18 protein-coding genes are annotated in these 16,795 nt (G+C 64.8%); 14 read left to right on the forward strand and 4 right to left on the reverse strand.

Going from position 1 to position 16,795, the window contains the following annotated elements; all coding sequences use genetic code 11:
* Positions 1–10: 10 nt before the first annotated feature.
* Positions 11–604: a molybdopterin-dependent oxidoreductase gene (locus tag KPL81_RS20905; protein WP_209474786.1), complete on the reverse strand. Its 594-nt coding sequence runs from the start codon at positions 602–604 to the stop codon at positions 11–13.
* A 95-nt stretch (positions 605–699) separates the two neighbouring features.
* Positions 700–1,179, reverse strand: coding sequence for a hypothetical protein (locus KPL81_RS17935; protein ID WP_219793324.1), 480 nt, complete (start codon positions 1,177–1,179; stop codon positions 700–702).
* Between the two features lie 187 nt (positions 1,180–1,366).
* Between KPL81_RS17935 and KPL81_RS17940 the strand changes: the two genes are divergently transcribed.
* The 9 genes from KPL81_RS17940 to KPL81_RS17980 all read left to right on the forward strand — a co-directional run bounded on the left by KPL81_RS17940 (position 1,367) and on the right by KPL81_RS17980 (position 11,368).
* Complete coding sequence (locus KPL81_RS17940; protein ID WP_219793325.1) at positions 1,367–2,671, forward strand: MFS transporter; 1,305 nt, start codon at positions 1,367–1,369, stop codon at positions 2,669–2,671.
* Positions 2,672–2,727: 56 nt separating this feature from the next.
* Positions 2,728–3,894 (forward strand): ChaN family lipoprotein, encoded by a 1,167-nt coding sequence (locus KPL81_RS17945; protein ID WP_219793326.1) that lies wholly within the window; start codon positions 2,728–2,730, stop codon positions 3,892–3,894.
* A 111-nt stretch (positions 3,895–4,005) separates the two neighbouring features.
* A complete protein-coding gene (locus tag KPL81_RS17950; protein ID WP_219793327.1) occupies positions 4,006–4,410 on the forward strand; it encodes a ribonucleotide reductase subunit alpha in 405 nt (134 codons plus the stop codon).
* Positions 4,411–4,538: 128 nt separating this feature from the next.
* Positions 4,539–5,102 carry an alkyl hydroperoxide reductase subunit C gene (gene ahpC / locus KPL81_RS17955; protein ID WP_209474777.1) on the forward strand — a complete coding sequence of 188 codons (564 nt, stop codon included), beginning with the start codon at positions 4,539–4,541 and terminating at the stop codon, positions 5,100–5,102.
* Positions 5,103–5,277: 175 nt separating this feature from the next.
* Positions 5,278–6,834, forward strand: coding sequence for an alkyl hydroperoxide reductase subunit F (gene ahpF / locus KPL81_RS17960; RefSeq protein WP_219793328.1), 1,557 nt, complete (start codon positions 5,278–5,280; stop codon positions 6,832–6,834).
* Positions 6,835–7,149: 315 nt separating this feature from the next.
* Entirely contained in the window at positions 7,150–8,178 is a 1,029-nt protein-coding gene (locus KPL81_RS17965) for an amino acid ABC transporter substrate-binding protein (RefSeq protein ID WP_209474773.1), read from the forward strand.
* A 109-nt stretch (positions 8,179–8,287) separates the two neighbouring features.
* A complete protein-coding gene (locus tag KPL81_RS17970; RefSeq protein WP_209474771.1) occupies positions 8,288–9,478 on the forward strand; it encodes an amino acid ABC transporter permease in 1,191 nt (396 codons plus the stop codon).
* A 10-nt stretch (positions 9,479–9,488) separates the two neighbouring features.
* On the forward strand, positions 9,489–10,589 hold the full coding sequence (locus KPL81_RS17975; protein ID WP_209474770.1) for an amino acid ABC transporter permease: 1,101 nt from the start codon (positions 9,489–9,491) through the stop codon (positions 10,587–10,589).
* 50 nt (positions 10,590–10,639) lie between these two features.
* Positions 10,640–11,368: an amino acid ABC transporter ATP-binding protein gene (locus tag KPL81_RS17980; protein WP_209478738.1), complete on the forward strand. Its 729-nt coding sequence runs from the start codon at positions 10,640–10,642 to the stop codon at positions 11,366–11,368.
* 68 nt (positions 11,369–11,436) lie between these two features.
* On the opposite strand, the gene KPL81_RS17985 is transcribed toward KPL81_RS17980, so the two are convergent.
* The gene (locus tag KPL81_RS17985; protein ID WP_209474768.1) at positions 11,437–11,865 is read right to left on the reverse strand and encodes a hypothetical protein; all 429 of its coding nucleotides are present in this window, start codon (positions 11,863–11,865) and stop codon (positions 11,437–11,439) included.
* 112 nt (positions 11,866–11,977) lie between these two features.
* Positions 11,978–12,568, reverse strand: a complete 591-nt coding sequence (locus KPL81_RS17990) for a histidine phosphatase family protein (RefSeq protein ID WP_219793329.1) — start codon at positions 12,566–12,568, stop codon at positions 11,978–11,980.
* A 157-nt stretch (positions 12,569–12,725) separates the two neighbouring features.
* On the opposite strand from KPL81_RS17990, the gene phnD reads away from it, so the two are divergent.
* The 5 genes from phnD (at position 12,726) to KPL81_RS18015 (ending at position 16,733) form a co-directional block, all read left to right on the forward strand.
* Entirely contained in the window at positions 12,726–13,733 is a 1,008-nt protein-coding gene (gene phnD, locus KPL81_RS17995; protein ID WP_209474764.1) for a phosphate/phosphite/phosphonate ABC transporter substrate-binding protein, read from the forward strand.
* A gap of 70 nt (positions 13,734–13,803) precedes the next feature.
* Complete coding sequence (gene phnC, locus KPL81_RS18000; RefSeq protein WP_209474763.1) at positions 13,804–14,610, forward strand: phosphonate ABC transporter ATP-binding protein; 807 nt, start codon at positions 13,804–13,806, stop codon at positions 14,608–14,610.
* A complete protein-coding gene (gene phnE, locus KPL81_RS18005; RefSeq protein ID WP_209474761.1) occupies positions 14,597–15,406 on the forward strand; it encodes a phosphonate ABC transporter, permease protein PhnE in 810 nt (269 codons plus the stop codon). Before phnC ends, phnE (KPL81_RS18005) begins: the two co-directional genes overlap by 14 nt.
* The gene (phnE, locus tag KPL81_RS18010; protein WP_209474759.1) at positions 15,400–16,209 is read left to right on the forward strand and encodes a phosphonate ABC transporter, permease protein PhnE; all 810 of its coding nucleotides are present in this window, start codon (positions 15,400–15,402) and stop codon (positions 16,207–16,209) included. Before phnE (KPL81_RS18005) ends, phnE (KPL81_RS18010) begins: the two co-directional genes overlap by 7 nt.
* Before the next feature lie 95 nt (positions 16,210–16,304).
* Positions 16,305–16,733, forward strand: a complete 429-nt coding sequence (locus KPL81_RS18015) for a host attachment protein (protein WP_209474757.1) — start codon at positions 16,305–16,307, stop codon at positions 16,731–16,733.
* Positions 16,734–16,795 lie beyond the last annotated feature (62 nt).

Here is a 16,795-nt window from a genome sequence, read left to right on the forward strand (position 1 = left end):
TCGGTCCGTGTCAGACGCGCGCCTGGTTGTCGAAGGCCACCATGCCGAGGCTGCGTACCACCTTCTGGGTCAGATAGGCGGTCTCGTTGGTCGAGGCCGAGGCCGCCAGCATGCCGGTCGTGGTCCAGCGATTGACGATGTTGCCGTCATCGTCATCGGCCTCGAAATTGGCATCGCGGTCGTCCTTCATGTGGCGCGCGATGCGGTCGAGCGCCTCGTCCCAGCCGATACGCTTCCACTCGTTGCTGCCGGCCTCACGCACCTGGGGGTAGCGCAACCGCGAGTCGCTCTTGACGTAGTCGAGCAGTCCCGCCCCCTTGGGACACAGCGAGCCGCGGCTCACCGGGTGATCGGGATCGCCCTCCACGTGGTAGATGTCATCGACGACGTTGATCGCCGCGTCGCCCCGGCTGTAGAGCAGCACGCCGCACCCCACCGAACAGTAGGTGCAGTTGCTGCGCGTGATCTTGGCGCCGGTCAGCTTGAAGTGGCGGACCGAGGCGACGGCAGGCTCCGGAGCGAAGCCCATCATGGCCATGCTGGACGTGGCCAGCCCGGTCGCACCGAGCTTGAAGAATTGTCGACGTGTCACCTGTAGGGTCATGAGGCCTCCTGCCTGGTTCTTCTACCTCTTATGGCTGGCTGTCGGTCTTGCTGCGGCGGACGTTCGGGACGACGCCCCGCTCGTGCTTGGTTCGGTCATCGGTTCTGGTCACTGCTACCGTTGTCGCGCCCCTGGTCAGCGTTGCTGCTCTGGGGCTGGCCGTTTGCGGAATTGTCGTTCGCCTGCGACGTTCGGGGCTGCTCGGCGCCGGCGCGCTGGTCAGCATCGGTGTCTGTCTCGGGCGTCTGCACATCATGGTCGGGGCCGGCCTCGGAGCCCGCGGCCGGGGTCTGGAACAGGTTGTCTCCCTGGGCCTGGCCGCTGCCGCTGTCCTCCTCGCGGATCAGCATGTCCGAGTTGGTGATGCCGCTGCTGGTGCCGTACTGGCCAGTAGTGACATCGGGAGGAGGCGTGGTCTCGGCAGGGTCCGGTGTCGCCGCACCGCGGCCCGGGACGGCGGGACTGGCGGAGTCCGGCTCGGTCTCCTGCGCGCTGGCGCCGGTCAGCCAAGCCGCGCCCAGCAGCGCGCCTCCCCAATGCAGACAGCGGAGTACCCGCTTGCGCATCCTTGCCATGATCCATCTCCACGAACGCGAGTCTGGGGGGTCATTCCCAGCGTAGACCCATCGCGACGGGGATGACAGCGCCTTCGGACTGGCACGCAGGGAGGGGGGCTTACTACACTCAGGCCACAGTAAACTCGTTCGAGCCCGGGCCGCCGCTGGCCCGGAGCGTGTGCAGCTACGTCAACGGAGTGACATCTTGCGCAGTCTACCGGCAACCCTTCCGATCCTGTTCGTCTGCGAAATCAGCTTCCTGCTCGGCCACGGCCTGATCATGACCCTGCTCGGGGTGCGCATGTCCATCGAGGGCTTCCCCTCGCAGATGGCGGGTCTGCTGATGTCGAGCTTCTCGCTTGGCTTCGTGCTGGGCAGCTATGCGCTGGAGAAGCGCATCCGCAGCGTCGGCCACATCCGCGTGTTCGCCGCCTGCGCCGGCCTGCTGGCGGTCACCGCGATGCTGCACGGGCTGTGGGTCAACCCCTGGGCCTGGCTGGCCTGGCGCCTGATCGGTGGTGTCGCCACCGCCGGCATGCTAATGGTGATGGAGTCCTGGGTCTCGGGGGAGTCGACCAACGAGAACCGTGGACGGGTGCTGGCGCTCTACATGATCATCTCGACCCTGTCGCTGGCCGGCGGGCAGTGGATGCTCAATGTCGGCGATCCGTCGGGGCCCGCACTGTTCTCGCTGGTCGGCATGCTGTTCGCCCTGGCGCTGGTACCGCTGTCGATCGTGCGTATCCAAGGCCCGCGCCAGGCCCACGACTTCCAGCCCCAGAAGATCCGCCTCAAGGCGCTGTACCAGCGTGCCCCGGTGGGGCTGGTCGGCGCCTTCACCGCCGGCATGATGGTCCAGGCGTTCTTTGCCATGACGCCCTTCTACGGCCAGGAGGTCGGCCTGAGCACCGGCGAGACGGCCCGCTTCATGGCCATTACCACCATGGTGGCGCTGTTCGCCCAGTGGGGGCTGGGGCGGCTCTCCGATCGCATCGACCGGCGCAAGGTGATCCTCGGCATGGCGGTGGTGATGACGGTCTCGGGTGCCTTCGTGTCGATGCTGGTGCGCATCGACTTCTGGATGCTGGTACTGGCCGCCTGCTTCCATACCGCCATGCTGCATACGCTCTATGCCCTCAGCCTGGCCCACACCAACGACTGGCTCGAACCCGGCGAGGTCGTGGCGGCCAACGCCAAGCTGATGATCTGGTACGGCATCGGCTCGATCATCGGCCCTTTCGCCGCTTCGCTGGTGATGCGCCTGGTTGGTCCCGATGGCCTGTGGGTGTTTCTCGGTGGCGCCTCGCTGGCGCTGGCAGCGTTCGTGGCCTGGCGCCTGCGCCGGCGTCCCGGCGTACCCGTCGAGGAGGTCGAGCAGGAGCCCTTCGTGGCGGTACCGACGCTGGAGACGCCACACTTCACCGAGCTCGATCCGCGTCTGGAGCCGGACCAACTGGAGTTCCATTTCGAAGAGAGCAAGGACGACGAGGCGCATCGGCAGGCTGTCTGATGCTGCCGAGCGGCGCGCAATGCGCCATCATGGGGCGATTCGATAGGGAGGTTCCGATGCGCCGTTCGTTCGCCTTGCCCCGTGTCCTGCCTGTGCTGGCCTGCCTGGCCTTGAGCGCCATGGCCCTTGGCACGCGGGCCGATTCCTGTCCCGCCCCTGGGCAGTGGCTTCGTCCCGCCGGTGAAGAGCTCGACAGCGTAATGCTGATGCGTGAGTTGGCCGGGCGCGAGGTGGTGCTGCTCGGCGAGCAGCACGATCGCATGGACCACCATCGCTGGCAGCTGCATGTCGTGGCCGGTCTGCATGCCCTTGAGCCGGACATGGCCATCGCCCTCGAGATGCTGCCGCGCGAGGCGCAGCCGGCTCTCGACGCCTGGGTGGCGGGGGAGCTCGACGAGGTGGCCTTCCTCGAAGCAAGCGACTGGTATGCCGCCTGGGGCTTCGATGCCGAACTCTACCTGCCGATCCTGCACTTCGCCCGTTTGAATCGGGTACCGCTCAGGGCGATCAACGTCTCCCGCAAACTACGTGGGCGGTTGGCAGAGGCGGGCTGGGCGGCGGTGCCGGAAGCGGAGCGCTTCGGCATTACCGCACCGGTCGAGGCCTCGCCCGGCTATCGCCAGCGCCTGGCCGAGATACACGCCCAGCACATGAACGGCGACGACGACGGGGAAGGCCTCGAGCGCTTCATCGCGGCGCAGCTGGTGTGGGACCGGGCCATGGCCGCCGGCCTGAAGCAGGCCAGCGGCGAGACCGCGCTGGTGGTCGGTCTGATCGGTCAGGGCCACTTGCAATACGGTCACGGCGTGCCGCATCAGCTCGTCGACCTGGGAATCGACGACTTCGCCACGCTGCTGCCCTGGCCGGCGGCCGGCGCGACTTGCGAGCCGCCCCCGGCAGATGTGGCGCAGGCGCTGTTCGGCATCGTCGAACACGATGAACCGGTGGTCTCCCCGCCGCAACTTGGCATTTTGCTGGCATCCGACGGGGAGGGGGTTGCGGTGGAGGAGGTGATCGAGGGTTCGGTCGCCGAGGCGGCCGGGATCGAGGCGGGCGACGTCATCCTGCGGGCGGCCGGTGAGACCGTTACCCAGCCTGCCGACCTGATCGGACAGGTGCGTCGCCAGCCGCCCGGCACCCTGCTGCCGCTGGTAATTCGCCGCCGCGGCGAGGAGCGGGAAGTGCTGGCGCGCTTCCCGCCCCACGAGGTGACGGGGCACTGACCCAGGTCAGGCGCGGGAGGGGCGAATGCGCTATCGTATCCCGTGCGCCGCCCGTTCGGCGCACGACCACTTCGCCCCATGCCCGGGGGCCGCAACGTCTGGAGGAGCGCCTTGGCCATTTCCCGTTTTGCCGACCTGCTGGAGGAAGCACGGAGTCAGCCCGAGCCGCAGCGGCTGCTGTTCGTGTTTACCCGAGCCGAGCTGCCCGACGACCCCAGCGAGGAGCAGCGCCAGCGCTTCGAGCAGGGCGAGGGCGGCGTGCTGACGCCGGTGCTGTGCGTCGACAAGACGCCTGAGGAGCTCAGCGACATGGCTTCGCTGGTTGCGGAGTCGCAGCGTACCGGGGTCGAGTGGGACATCGTCTTCGTCGGCGCACTGTCGGGTCGGGGGCGGCAGGCACCCACCGGCGACGAAGCCGAGAGTCATCTACAGCGCATGGTCGAGTCGCTGCAGATGGGCAATACCCAGCGCTTCCTGGCGCTGGATCGACAGGGGGAGGCGGTGGCCTTGCAATGAAGCCACGGTGCCACCATAGACAAGCCTTATCGGAACCATGGCGGCAATCAATTTTCGCCTATCGGTTGCGATGGATATGATGTGCCCCGTATTCGGAACATCCACCCCATGACATGGAGCATTGCTGAATGTCCCTGATCAACACCGAAGTCAAGCCGTTCAAAGCCACTGCCTATCACAACGGCGAGTTCATCGACGTCACCGACGCCGACCTGAAGGGCCAGTGGAGCGTTTTCTTCTTCTATCCGGCCGACTTCACCTTCGTCTGCCCCACCGAGCTGGGTGACCTGGCGGACAACTACGAGGAATTCAAGAAGCTGGGCGTCGAGATCTACAGCGTCTCCACCGACACCCACTTCACCCACAAGGCGTGGCACGACAGCTCCGAGACCATCGGCAAGCTGCAATACCCGATGCTGGCCGACCCGACCCTGCAGATCTCGCGCAATTTCGAAGTGCTGATCGAAGACGCCGGCCTGGCCGAGCGCGGTACCTTCGTCGTCGATCCCGACGGCAAGATCCAGATCGTCGAGATCAATGCCGGCAACATCGGCCGCAACGCCGAGGAGCTGCTGCGCAAGGTCAAGGCCGCTCAGTACGTGCGCAACAACCCGAACGAAGTCTGCCCCGCCAAGTGGAAGGAAGGCGAAGAGACCCTCGCGCCGTCTCTGGATCTGGTCGGCAAGATCTAAGACGGATCTTCCGGTCCGCGAGGCAATCCCCTGACCTCGTGTGTTCCCAGCCCGGGCGGCACCGCCCGGGCGCTCTTTCCCAGATGTGCAAGCTCTTGCCCGCGCTGACTTTGGGTCCGCGTCAGGGCGGCGTCTTGCCGTCAATCATGAGCCAGACATGAAGGAAACCGCTGTCATGTTGGACGACAATCTGAAAAGTCAGCTAAAAGCCTACCTGCAAAAGGTCACGCAGCCGTTCGAGATCGTCGCGTCCCTCGATGACGGCGCCAAGTCCAAGGAGCTTCACGGACTGCTCAAGGACATCGAGAGCCTCTGCGACAAGATCAGCCTGCGCCTCGACGGCGAGGATGCCCGCAAGCCCTCCTTCGCCCTGAACCGTCCCGGCGAGGAGACCGGCCTGGTGTTCGCCGGCATCCCCATGGGCCACGAGTTCACTTCGCTGGTATTGGCCTTGCTGCAGGTCGGCGGTCACCCGCCCAAGGTCAGCGACGACGTCATCGAACAGATCAAGCAGCTCGAGGGTGAGCTGGAGTTCGAGACCTACTATTCGCTGTCATGTCAGAACTGTCCCGACGTGGTGCAGGCCCTCAACCTGATGGCGATCCTCAACCCGAACGTGCGCCACGTGGCCATCGATGGCGCGTTGTTCCAGGACGAGGTGGAAGCACGCCAGGTGATGTCGGTGCCGAGCATCTTCCTCAACGGCGAGCCCTTCGATCAGGGCCGCATGAGCCTGGAGCAGATCCTGGCCAAGGTCGACACCGGCGCGGCCAAGCGAGAGGCGGCCAAGCTCAACGAAAAGGACCCGTTCGACGTGCTGGTGGTGGGCGGCGGCCCGGCCGGTGCCGCGGCGGCCATCTATGCCGCGCGCAAGGGCATCCGCACCGGCGTGGCGGCCGAGCGCTTCGGTGGCCAGGTGCTCGACACCATGGCGATCGAGAACTTCATCTCCGTACCCTACACCGAAGGCCCCAAGCTGGCCGCGGCGCTGGAGGAACACGTCAAGGAGTATGAAGCCGACATCATGAACCTGCAGCGTGCGGTGAAGCTGATTCCGGCGGCCGACCAGGGCGGCGATCACGAGGTGGAGTTCGAGTCCGGCGCGCGCCTCAAGAGCAAGACGCTGATCCTCTCTACCGGTGCCCGCTGGCGCGAGATGAACGTACCCGGCGAGGCCGAGTATCGCAACAAGGGGGTGGCATACTGCCCCCACTGCGACGGCCCGCTGTTCAAGGGCAAGCGCGTGGCGGTGATCGGCGGCGGCAACTCCGGCGTCGAGGCGGCCATCGACCTGGCCGGCATCGTCGGCCACGTAACGCTGATCGAGTTCATGGACGAGATGCGCGCCGACGCGGTGCTGCAGAAGAAGCTGCGCAGCCTGCCCAACGTCGAGATCATCCTTGGCGCGCGTACCACCGAGGTGAACGGCGACGGAACCCGGGTCAACGGCCTGACTTTCGAGGAGCGCGCCAGCGGCGAGATCAAGCGACTCGACCTGGAAGGCATCTTCGTGCAGATCGGTCTGGTACCCAACACCGAGTGGCTGACCGATTCATCGATCGAACTGTCACCCCGCGGCGAGATCGTCATCGACGAGCGCGGCATGACCTCGGTGCCCGGCATCTTCGCTGCCGGCGATGTCACCACCGTGCCTTACAAGCAGATCGTGATCGCCATGGGCGAGGGTTCCAAGGCCGCACTGGGGGCCTTCGACTATCTCATTCGGCACTGACGCCGCCCCGTAGCGTTCGAGGTTCGCCCGCCGCGGCGAACCTCGTGAAGCGCCCCCGTAGGCTCTGCCTGCGGGGGCGTCGTGTTTCCGGATGAGCCTCTTTCGTTGAAGGCAAGCGCACCGCATCGCTGGTGCGCGATCTCGCCTCGTTGCACCATCGTGGGGCAACGGATGCGGCCGGATATTCTTCTTCACGACCGTTGAATAAGTGTTTTGCCTGCGCTATCCCTGCCTTGGAACAAACCTTGCTAAGGTGCAGGCACATGCTTCGGCATGCATCGTCCAAAAGACAATAGACCTACGAGGGATCTTTCCATGCGCGACAACAAGAACAAGTGGGTGCTGCTCACTTCCGCAGCCGCACTGACTCTGGGTGCCGTCTCCGTGGCTTCCGCCGAGACACTCGAGAATACGCGCGAGCGAGGCGTCGTTCAGTGCGGCGTCAGTGACGGCCTGCCGGGCTTCTCCGCGCCGAACGACCAGGGTGAGTGGCAGGGTCTTGATGTCGATGTCTGCCGTGCCGTGGCCGCCGCGGTGTTCGGCGATGCCGATGCCGTGCGCTACATCTCGCTGAACGCCGTCGAGCGCTTCACCGCGCTGCAGTCCGGCGAGGTCGACGTCCTCTCGCGCAACACCACCTGGACCGCTACCCGCGACACCACCCTGGGCCTGAACTTCGCCGGCGTGAACTTCTACGATGGCCAGGGCTTCCTGGTGTCCAAGGATCTGGGTATCTCCAGCGCCAAAGAGCTCGATGGTGCCGCCATCTGTATCCAGTCCGGTACCACCACGGAGTTGAACCTGGCCGACTACTTCCGTGCCAACGAAATGCAGTTCGATCCCATCGTCTTCGATACCTCCGAGCAGACCGTGGGCGGTTTCGAGGCTGGCCGCTGCGACGTGCTGACCTCCGACACTTCCCAGCTCGCCGCACTGCGCATTCAGCTTTCCGAACCCGACAGTGCCATGATCCTGCCCGAGGTGATCTCCAAGGAGCCGCTGGGGCCGGTAGTGCGTCAGGGCGACGACCAGTGGTTCAACATCGTCAAGTGGTCGCTGTTCGCCATGCTCAACGCCGAAGAGCTCGGTGTGAACAGCGAGAACGTCGACGAAATGCGTGACTCCGACAACCCCAACATCGCCCGTCTGCTGGGGCAGGACGGCAACTACGGCGAGGGCATGGGGCTCGACGCCAACTGGGCCTACAACATCATCAGCCAGGTCGGCAACTACGCCGAAAGCTTCGATCGCAACGTGGGCCCGAATTCGCCGCTGGGTATCGAGCGCGGGGTGAACGCGCTGTGGAACGATGGCGGCTTCCAGTACGCTCCGCCGATCCGCTGATCGAACCGTCCGAGTCACCTGAGGTGCCTCGATCCAACTTAGCCCCGGCCCGGCCATCCCAGGCCGGGGCTTGATACCTGCTTGACGGATCCAGGCGGAGAGTCCCTTCATGTCCGTTCGACCCAAGGCCCAGTCCGTGGGCCCAAAACCGCCTTTCTGGCGTGATCGCGCCAAGCGTGCGTTGCTCTTCCAAGCCCTGCTGATCGCCGCAGTGGCGGCTTTCCTGCTGTATATCGTCGGCAATACCCAGGCCAACCTGGCCGCCCGCGGCATCACCACCGGCTTCGGCTTCCTGACCAATACCGCCGGTTTCGGCATCGTCCAGAGCCTGATCGAATACTCCTCGCAGAGTACCTACGGCCGTACTTTTGTGGTGGGGCTGCTCAATACCCTAGTGGTATCGGCGCTGGGGATCCTGGCGGCTACCCTGATCGGCTTCGTCGTCGGCATCGCCCGGCTGTCGCCCAACTGGCTGATCGCCCGGCTGGCCAGCGGCTATATCGAGATATTCCGTAACATCCCGCTGCTGCTACAGATCTTCTTCTGGTACTTCGCCGTGCTGCGCGCCATGCCCAGCCCGCGTGACAGCCTGTCGCTCGGGGAGGCCGTGTTTCTCAACGTGCGCGGCCTGTCTCTGCCCCAACCCCTATTCGAGTCGGGCTTCGGCCTGATTCCGCTGGCCTTCGGCGTGGCTGTCGTGGCCAGTGTCGGGCTGATGATCTGGAACAAGCGACGCCAGGAAGCCACCGGCAAGCGGCTGCCGGCGGGCTGGATTTCGCTGGGCCTGATCATTGGCCTGCCGCTGTTGGTGCTGGTCGCCACTGGCGTGCCGGTGACCTGGGACGTGCCGGAGCTGCGCGGCTTCAACTTCCGCGGGGGGATTACCGTCATCCCCGAGTTCCTGGCCCTATGGCTGGCGCTTTCCATCTATACGGCCTCGTTCATCGCCGAGATCGTGCGCTCTGGCATCCAGGCGATTCCCCACGGCCAGACCGAGGCAGCCCAGGCGCTGAGCCTGCCGCGCAACCTGGTGCTGCGCCTGGTGGTGGTGCCCCAGGCCCTGCGCGTGATCATCCCGCCGCTGACCAGCCAGTACCTCAACCTGATCAAGAACTCCTCGCTGGCCACGGCCATCGGCTATCCGGACCTGGTCTCGGTGTTCGCCGGCACCACGCTCAACCAGACGGGGCAGGCGATCGAGGTCATCGCCATGACCATGGCGGTCTACCTCACCATCAGCCTGCTGGTATCGATGTTCATGAACTGGTTCAACGCCCGCGTGGCGCTGGTGGAACGCTAGGAGAGGCGCCATGACGATTCAACACAAGATGATCGAGGCGCGACCGGCGCCCGGCAATACCATCGGCCCGGTGGCCTGGCTGCGGGCCAATCTGTTCAGCGGGCCGGTGAACACGATCTTCACCCTGCTGGGGCTCTATCTGCTCTACCTGCTGCTGACGCCTACGATCCAGTGGGCCTTCATCAATGCCGACTGGATCGGCACCAGCCGCGACGACTGTTCCCGTGAAGGCGCCTGTTGGGTCTTCGTCAATGCGCGTATCGGCCAGTTCATCTACGGCCTCTACCCGCGCGACGAACTCTGGCGGATCAACCTGACCTTCGCCGTGTTCGCCGCCCTGATCGCCTGGCTGATGATCCCGCGGCTGCCGCTCAAGCGCTGGGTGGCGCTGGCCACCCTCGTGGCCTTCCCGGTGTTCGCCTACTTCATGCTCTACGGCGGGCATTTCGGCCTGCGGGTGGTGGAAACCCACCGCTGGGGCGGGCTGATGCTGACCCTGGTGCTGGCCGTGGTGGGGATGGTCGGTGCGCTGCCGATCGGCATCCTGCTGGCACTCGGGCGACGCTCACAGATGCCCATCGTCAAGAGCTTCTGCGTGGTGTTCATCGAGTTCTGGCGCGGCGTGCCGCTGATCACGGTGCTGTTCATGGCCTCGGTGATGCTGCCGCTGTTCATGCCTACCGGGGTCAGCGTCGACCGCCTGATCCGGGCCTTCATCGGCATCACCCTGTTCCAGAGCGCCTATATGGCCGAGGTCATCCGCGGCGGGCTGCAGGCGATTCCCCGTGGCCAGGAGGAGGCGGCGGCGGCGCTGGGCATGAGCTACTGGATGCGCATGGGCCTGATCGTGCTGCCCCAGGCGCTGAAGTTGATGATCCCCGGCATCGTCAACACCTTCATCTCGCTGTTCAAGGACACCACCCTGGTAATGATCATCGGGCTGTTCGACCTGCTCGGCATCGTGCAGGCAGCGCTGTCGGATTCCCGCTGGCTGGGCTTCTCCCTGGAGGGCTACGTGTTCGCCGCGTTCATGTTCTGGATCTTCTGTTTCAGCATGTCGCGCTATAGCCAGTACCTCGAGCGGAAACTTCACACCGGCCATAAGAGATAGGAACTAGAACAATGACTGAACAGGCAACCCAGGCCGGCGCGGAGACCCTGATGGTCGAGATGCGCGGCGTCAACAAGTGGTACGGCGACTTCCATGTACTGCGCGACATCAACCTAGAGGTCAAGCGGGGCGAGCGGATCGTCATCTGCGGGCCCTCGGGCTCGGGCAAGTCGACGCTGATCCGCTGCATCAACCATCTCGAGGAGCACCAGGCCGGCGAGATCGTGGTCGGCGGCGTGCCGCTGACCCAGGACGTCAAGCGCATCGAGCAGATCCGCCGCAGCGTAGGCATGGTATTCCAGCACTTCAATCTCTTCCCGCACCTGACGGTACTGGAGAACTGCTGCCTCTCACCGATGTGGGTTCAGAAGAAGCCACGCCGCGAGGCGGAGCGGCTCGCCATGCAGTACCTGGAGCGGGTCAAGATCGCCGAGCAGGCGCGCAAGTATCCCGGCCAGCTCTCGGGCGGGCAGCAGCAGCGCGTGGCGATTGCCCGCTCGCTGTGCATGCATCCCGACGTGATGCTGTTCGACGAGCCTACCTCGGCGCTCGACCCGGAGATGATCAAGGAGGTGCTCGACGTCATGGTGGAGCTGGCCAACGAGGGCATGACCATGCTCTGCGTGACCCACGAGATGGGCTTTGCCAAGACCGTGGCCGACCGCGTGATCTTCATGGACCAGGGCCAGATCATCGAGGAGAACGCCCCGGAGCCCTTCTTCAACAATCCGCAGTCCGAGCGGACGCAGCTCTTCCTCAGTCAGATCCTCGGTCACTGAGGTCTGGGCCCTGCGCGGCCGCCTCACTCTACGGGGCCGGCCGCGCATTCCGTTTAGGCCCGGCTAGCTCAGAGGCTGCCCTGAGGCTTGAGAGGCTCGGCGGGCCGTGTCACGCGTGCGTTGCCGAGAACACTGGGCTCGGTTTCCACCGGGCGTGCCTCGCTGGTCCAGGCCGCTTGGCTGTCGTGCACCGCCGGGCGGCGCTCGAAGGAGCGGGTGACCATGTCGCCCGGGGCAAAACCGGTGCGGTTGGCGAGGTGATGCGGCAGCAGGCAGAGCTCGATCAGCAGGCGCAAAACGAGGGTCGCGGCCAGCCAGAGCCCGACTCCCAGCGCCAGGCTGGGCCAGGCCAGGTGCCATTCGACCGCGCCGAACCAAGGACTGCGCGGCAGCAGCCACAGCAGGGCGTAAGTCAGCAGGCCAGCCTGCAGACCGAAGTGAATCAGGAGCAGCACGCCCCGGGACATCGGGCGGCGGGGAAACAGGAACTGTCGCATCGGGGTCCTCCCGTGGATGCTTCGCAGTACGATGATGTGGCCGGCATCCCTGCCGGAAAGCCGATGCTACCCCAGAAGACGCCGAGCGTCAGCCGTCCTGTCGATGTCCCGATCAATCGAGCACAGCGATGCCGGCCGGCAGCAGCGCTTCGCGGTCGCGATGCTCCGTCAGCAGGCGACCTTCGAGGGCGGTCAGCATGATCTGCAGCGGGTCGCCGTGGCTGACCAGCAGTACGGTCTCGCCCCGCAGTGCCTGCTCCAGCGAGGCGATCACGCCCTGCATGCGGGCGGCGACGCTGGCCACGCTCTCGACCCCGTATTCGCGGTGCTCGGGGCTGCGCGCATCATGGACCCAGACGTCACGATAGCGACTGTCCGCCGCGCCCTCGAGTTCGCCGAAGTCGCGCTCGCGCAGGCGCGGCTCGGCCTGCATCTCGAGGCCGAAGTGAGCGGCCACTCGCCTGGCGGTTTGCGTGGTGCGCAGGAAGTCCGAGTGCAGAATGTGGGTAGGAGCCGGCCAGCGCCAGTCGGCGAGCAGCGCGTCCAGCTGCGCTTCGCCTTGCTCGGAGAGGCCATATTCCGCCAGACCCCGGGCCGGCGTGCTGATGATCAAGTGACGGGCATTGGCCTGGCTGTGGCCATGCCGCATCAGCAGGTAGCGGTTGTGGCGTTGGCCCAAAGCGGAGTGAAATCGGATTGACATCGTGTTGGCATACTACCTAGATTGTTGGTTAGTTTCGTTTGCGATCATATGGGCCTTACCGTGTTCGCTTTCGAGCAGATGAGCGGCTTTCCTGGGCATTTTCGCTCCCGCCATCGCTGACAACAACATAATGACAGTGATACAGAGAGACACGCCAATGACAACTATCAGGACGTTCCGTCGTTCCCCCTTCGCCACGCTGGCCTTCACCTCACTGCTGCCGCTGCTTCTGCTGTTGCCCGCCCAGGCGCAGGCTCAGTCCGATTGCCAGCGCGGCGACCTGGACCAGATCTACTGTGACGAGGATGGCGACCTGGTGGCCGACCGTCCCAGCGACGAATCCGAATGGGTCGATCCCGATACGCTGATCTTCGCCTATACCCCGGTGGAGGATCCGGCCATCTACTCCGATATCTGGCAGCCCTTCATCGACCACCTGAAGGAAGTGACCGGGCGCGACGTGCGCTTCTTCGCCGTGCAGTCCAACTCGGCGCAAGTCGAGGCCATGCGCAGCGGACGACTTCACATCGCAGGCTTCTCAACCGGGCCGACGCCGTTTGCCGTCAACCTGGCGGGGGCGGTGCCTTTCGCCCTGATGGGCTCCGACGACGGCCAGTTCGGCTACACCCTGCAGGTCTACACCCACGTCGACTCCGACATCGAGGAGTTGGAGGATCTCAAGGGTAAGCGCATTGCGCACACCTCGCCGACCTCCAACTCCGGCAACCAGGCGCCGCGTGCCCTGTTTCCCGAGTTGGGGGTCGTACCCGAAGAGGACTACGAGGTGGTCTACTCCGGCAGCCACGATCAGTCGATGCTCGGCGTGGTCGCCCGCGACTACGATGCCGCCCCGGTGGCTTCCGAGGTGGTCGAGCGCATGGCCGCCCGTGGCCTCTACGATCCCGAGGAGGTGCGCATGATCTTCGAGTCGGATCGCTTCCCCACTACTTCGTATACCTATGCTCACAACCTGCACCCCGACCTGGTCGACAAGATCGAGGAGGCCTTCTTCTCCTTTGAGTTCGAGGGCACCGAGCTGGGCGACGAGTTCGAGGGTGTCGAGAAGTTCATCCCCATCAACTATCAGGAACACTGGAAGGTCATCCGTACCATCCAGAACGCCAACGGAGTCGAATACACTCCCGAGAACCTGGACCAGGAGTAAGTCTGGTGAACTGCGTCGGGGCTCTCGGCATGGCCGGGGCCCCTCGTTCCTGGTGGTATGAGGGAGTGGCATGCTGGAAATAACGCGACTGGTCAAGCGCTACGGCCGTGACAAGCCGGTACTGGAAGAGCTCGACCTGAAGGTAGAAGGAAGCAGCGTAGTGTCAATCGTCGGTGCCTCCGGTGCCGGCAAGAGTACCCTGCTGCGCTGCATCAACCGCCTGGTGGAGCCGACCTCGGGCTCGATCCGGCTCAACGGCACCGAGCTGGTCAACCTCAAAGGGCGCGAGTTGCGCCGGGCTCGACGCAAGATCGGCATGGTCTTCCAGGGCTTCAACCTGATCGACCGATTGACGGTGATGGAGAACGTGCTGGCTGGCCGACTCGGCTACGTCAATCTTTTCCAGGCCGTTACCCGGCGCTATCCCCAGAGCGACATCGAGCGTGCCTTCCAGCTGATGGAGCGGGTGGGCATCGCCCACTACGCCAACAAGCGTGCCGACGAACTCTCCGGCGGCGAGCGCCAGCGTGTCGGTGTGGTGCGGGCGCTGATGCAGGAGCCCGAGATCCTGCTCGCCGACGAGCCGACGGCCTCGCTCGATCCGCGCACCTCCGAGCAGATCATGAAACTGCTGCAGAGCCTGGCCAGTGAGCTCTCGCTGCCGGTATTGATCAATATCCACAATGTGGCCCAGGCCAAGGCCTATACCGAGCGCATCGTCGGACTACGCCATGGGAAAATGATCTTCGACGGCGTCCCGGCCGACTTCACCAAGGAGGCGCTGGACGCCATCTATGGCGGCATCGAAGCCGCTGAGGACGAGATCACCGCGGAGCCTGGCCGCTCGAGACAGGGAGTGGCGCATGACTCCACCTGACCCTGTCGGTGCGCCGCGCACCTGGCGCAAGCCGCCCTTCATTGCCAGCCCGTTACTGCGCTATGGGCTGTGGCTGGCGATACTCGTCTATCTGGTGTGGGCGTTCGGCTCGCTGCCGTTCAACTGGGAGCGCATCAGCGAGGGCCTGCCGCGAGCGGCGCGTATCTTCGGCGGCGGCTTTCCGCCCAGCTTCGAGCGCAGCGAACTGCTGCTCACCGGCTTCAAGGAGAGCTTCCAGATCGCCATCCTGGCCACGCTGCTCGGCGTGGCGCTGTCGATTCCCTTTGCCGTGATGGCTGCCAAGAACGTGGCGCCCAAGCCCATCTACCTGCTCGGGCGCGCGGTGATCATCGTCTCGCGCAGCTTCCATCCGGTGATCGTCGCCATCCTGTTCGTCGCCGCGGTGGGTTTCGGGCCCCTGGCCGGTATCCTCACCCTGACGATCTATTCGATCGGCTTCGTCGGCAAACTGCTGGCCGAGGAGATCGAGGAGATCGACTGGGGCCAGGTCGAGGCGATGAAGGCCGCTGGCGCGGGCTACCTCGCCACCCTGGTCTACGCCGTATTCCCGCAGATCCTGCCGCGCCAGGTAGGGCTCTCCATGTACCAGCTCGACAGTAACCTGCGCGCTTCGGCGGTGGTCGGCATCGTCGGTGCCGGCGGCATTGGCGGCACCTTGATGAACGCCTTCGGGCGTTACGACTACGATTTTGCCTTTGCCATCCTGCTCACGATCATTGCGGTGATTCTGGTCAGTGAAGGCATCAGCGGCTGGGTGAGGAAGAAGATATGGTAGATCGTGCCGGCGCCTTGGCCGACCGCGTGTGGCGACGCTATGACCGCAAACAGCGCATGATCCGCTACGCCGTGCTGTTGGCCACCGTGATGGTGGTCTACTGGGCGGTGCGCGACATCGATATCTTCTGGCCCTGGGTGTGGGACGCGCCCAACCAGATATCGAGCCTCGGTGCGCGCATGTGGCCGCCCGACCCCTCGCGTTTGGCGGCGATCGTCAATGCGCTGCTCGAGACGGTGCACATCGCCACGCTGGCCACCGCGCTGACGATCTTCATTGCGCTGCCGGTCTCCTACATTGCCGCCCAGAACACCACTCCCAACCGTGCCTGCCTGTGGCTGGGCCGCTTCATCCTGGTCGCCAGCCGCTCGGTGAACACCATCATCTGGGCACTGCTGTTCGTGGCAATCTTCGGCCCGGGAGTACTGGCCGGAATACTCGCCATCATGTTTCGCTCGGTGGGCTTCATCGGCAAGCTGATGGGCGAAGCGATCGAAGAGATCGACCGCCGCCCGGTGGAGGCCATGGAGGCCACCGGTGCGTCCAAGGCCAAGGTGATCGCCTATGCCATCGTGCCGCAGGTGATGCCGGCCTTCTTTGCCATCGTCATCCTGCGCTGGGACATCAACATTCGCGAATCGACGGTGCTGGGCCTGGTCGGCGCCGGCGGCATCGGGGTGATCCTGCAGGGTGCCATCGACACCTTCGCCTGGCCCACGGTAGCCACCATCCTGATCGCCATCGTGGTGCTCGTCTTGATCGGCGAGGCGGTGACCGGCCTGCTGCGGGGCAAGGTGCTGTAACCGGTTGACCCTTGAGAGTCTGCTTGCCATTTTGGAGATAGAGAGTCCGCAACGGGAAGGCGGGCTTTGACTTCAACCCGACTCAAGGAGAGGCTATGACAACGTATATCGTGGTGGCCGATGCGGCGCGGGCTCGCGTGTTTACACGCGATGCGCTCAAGCTGGAGGAGAAAGAGAGTCTGGTACACGCCGAAGGGCGGCTGCACGAGGGAGACTTGGTGACGGGCGCCACGGGCGCCATGGATGAATCGACCTCTCAGACCCGGCGCTCCAGTCGGGGAGACAGCGTGGCTCTGGATCACGAAGCCGAGATCTTCGCCAAGCAGATCGCCGAGCGCATCTACAAGGCCCGGGTCGACAACAGCATGGACAAGTTGATCCTGGTGGCACCGCCACGCTTCCTGGGTGTGCTGCGCGACAAGCTCGACGGTCCGACCAGCAAGCTGGTTATCCATACCCTGGACAAGGACCTGTCCAAGGCGCCGCTAAACGACATCCAGCAGGCTGTCAGCGATATGCGCTGATCCCATCCATCCTCAAACTTTCGTCTCAAGATGGGGGCGTTCTTGCCGATAAGAGAGCCATG

It is taken from the genome of Billgrantia antri, from assembly GCF_019430905.1.
Lineage (GTDB): Bacteria > Pseudomonadota > Gammaproteobacteria > Pseudomonadales > Halomonadaceae > Halomonas > Halomonas antri.

Coding starts and splice junctions, on each gene's coding strand:
- KPL81_RS17945 (WP_219793326.1), top strand. CDS start 2,728: ATGCGCCGTTCGTTCGCCTTGCCCCGTGTCCTGCCTGTGCTGGCCTGC.
- KPL81_RS17975 (WP_209474770.1), top strand. CDS start 9,489: ATGACGATTCAACACAAGATGATCGAGGCGCGACCGGCGCCCGGCAAT.
- KPL81_RS17980 (WP_209478738.1), top strand. CDS start 10,640: ATGGTCGAGATGCGCGGCGTCAACAAGTGGTACGGCGACTTCCATGTA.
- phnC (WP_209474763.1), top strand. CDS start 13,804: ATGCTGGAAATAACGCGACTGGTCAAGCGCTACGGCCGTGACAAGCCG.
- ahpC (WP_209474777.1), top strand. CDS start 4,539: ATGTCCCTGATCAACACCGAAGTCAAGCCGTTCAAAGCCACTGCCTAT.
- KPL81_RS20905 (WP_209474786.1), bottom strand. CDS start 604: ATGACCCTACAGGTGACACGTCGACAATTCTTCAAGCTCGGTGCGACC.
- ahpF (WP_219793328.1), top strand. CDS start 5,278: ATGTTGGACGACAATCTGAAAAGTCAGCTAAAAGCCTACCTGCAAAAG.
- phnD (WP_209474764.1), top strand. CDS start 12,726: ATGACAACTATCAGGACGTTCCGTCGTTCCCCCTTCGCCACGCTGGCC.
- phnE (WP_209474761.1), top strand. CDS start 14,597: ATGACTCCACCTGACCCTGTCGGTGCGCCGCGCACCTGGCGCAAGCCG.
- KPL81_RS17990 (WP_219793329.1), bottom strand. CDS start 12,568: ATGTCAATCCGATTTCACTCCGCTTTGGGCCAACGCCACAACCGCTAC.
- KPL81_RS17985 (WP_209474768.1), bottom strand. CDS start 11,865: ATGCGACAGTTCCTGTTTCCCCGCCGCCCGATGTCCCGGGGCGTGCTG.
- KPL81_RS17970 (WP_209474771.1), top strand. CDS start 8,288: ATGTCCGTTCGACCCAAGGCCCAGTCCGTGGGCCCAAAACCGCCTTTC.
- KPL81_RS17965 (WP_209474773.1), top strand. CDS start 7,150: ATGCGCGACAACAAGAACAAGTGGGTGCTGCTCACTTCCGCAGCCGCA.
- phnE (WP_209474759.1), top strand. CDS start 15,400: ATGGTAGATCGTGCCGGCGCCTTGGCCGACCGCGTGTGGCGACGCTAT.
- KPL81_RS17935 (WP_219793324.1), bottom strand. CDS start 1,179: ATGGCAAGGATGCGCAAGCGGGTACTCCGCTGTCTGCATTGGGGAGGC.
- KPL81_RS18015 (WP_209474757.1), top strand. CDS start 16,305: ATGACAACGTATATCGTGGTGGCCGATGCGGCGCGGGCTCGCGTGTTT.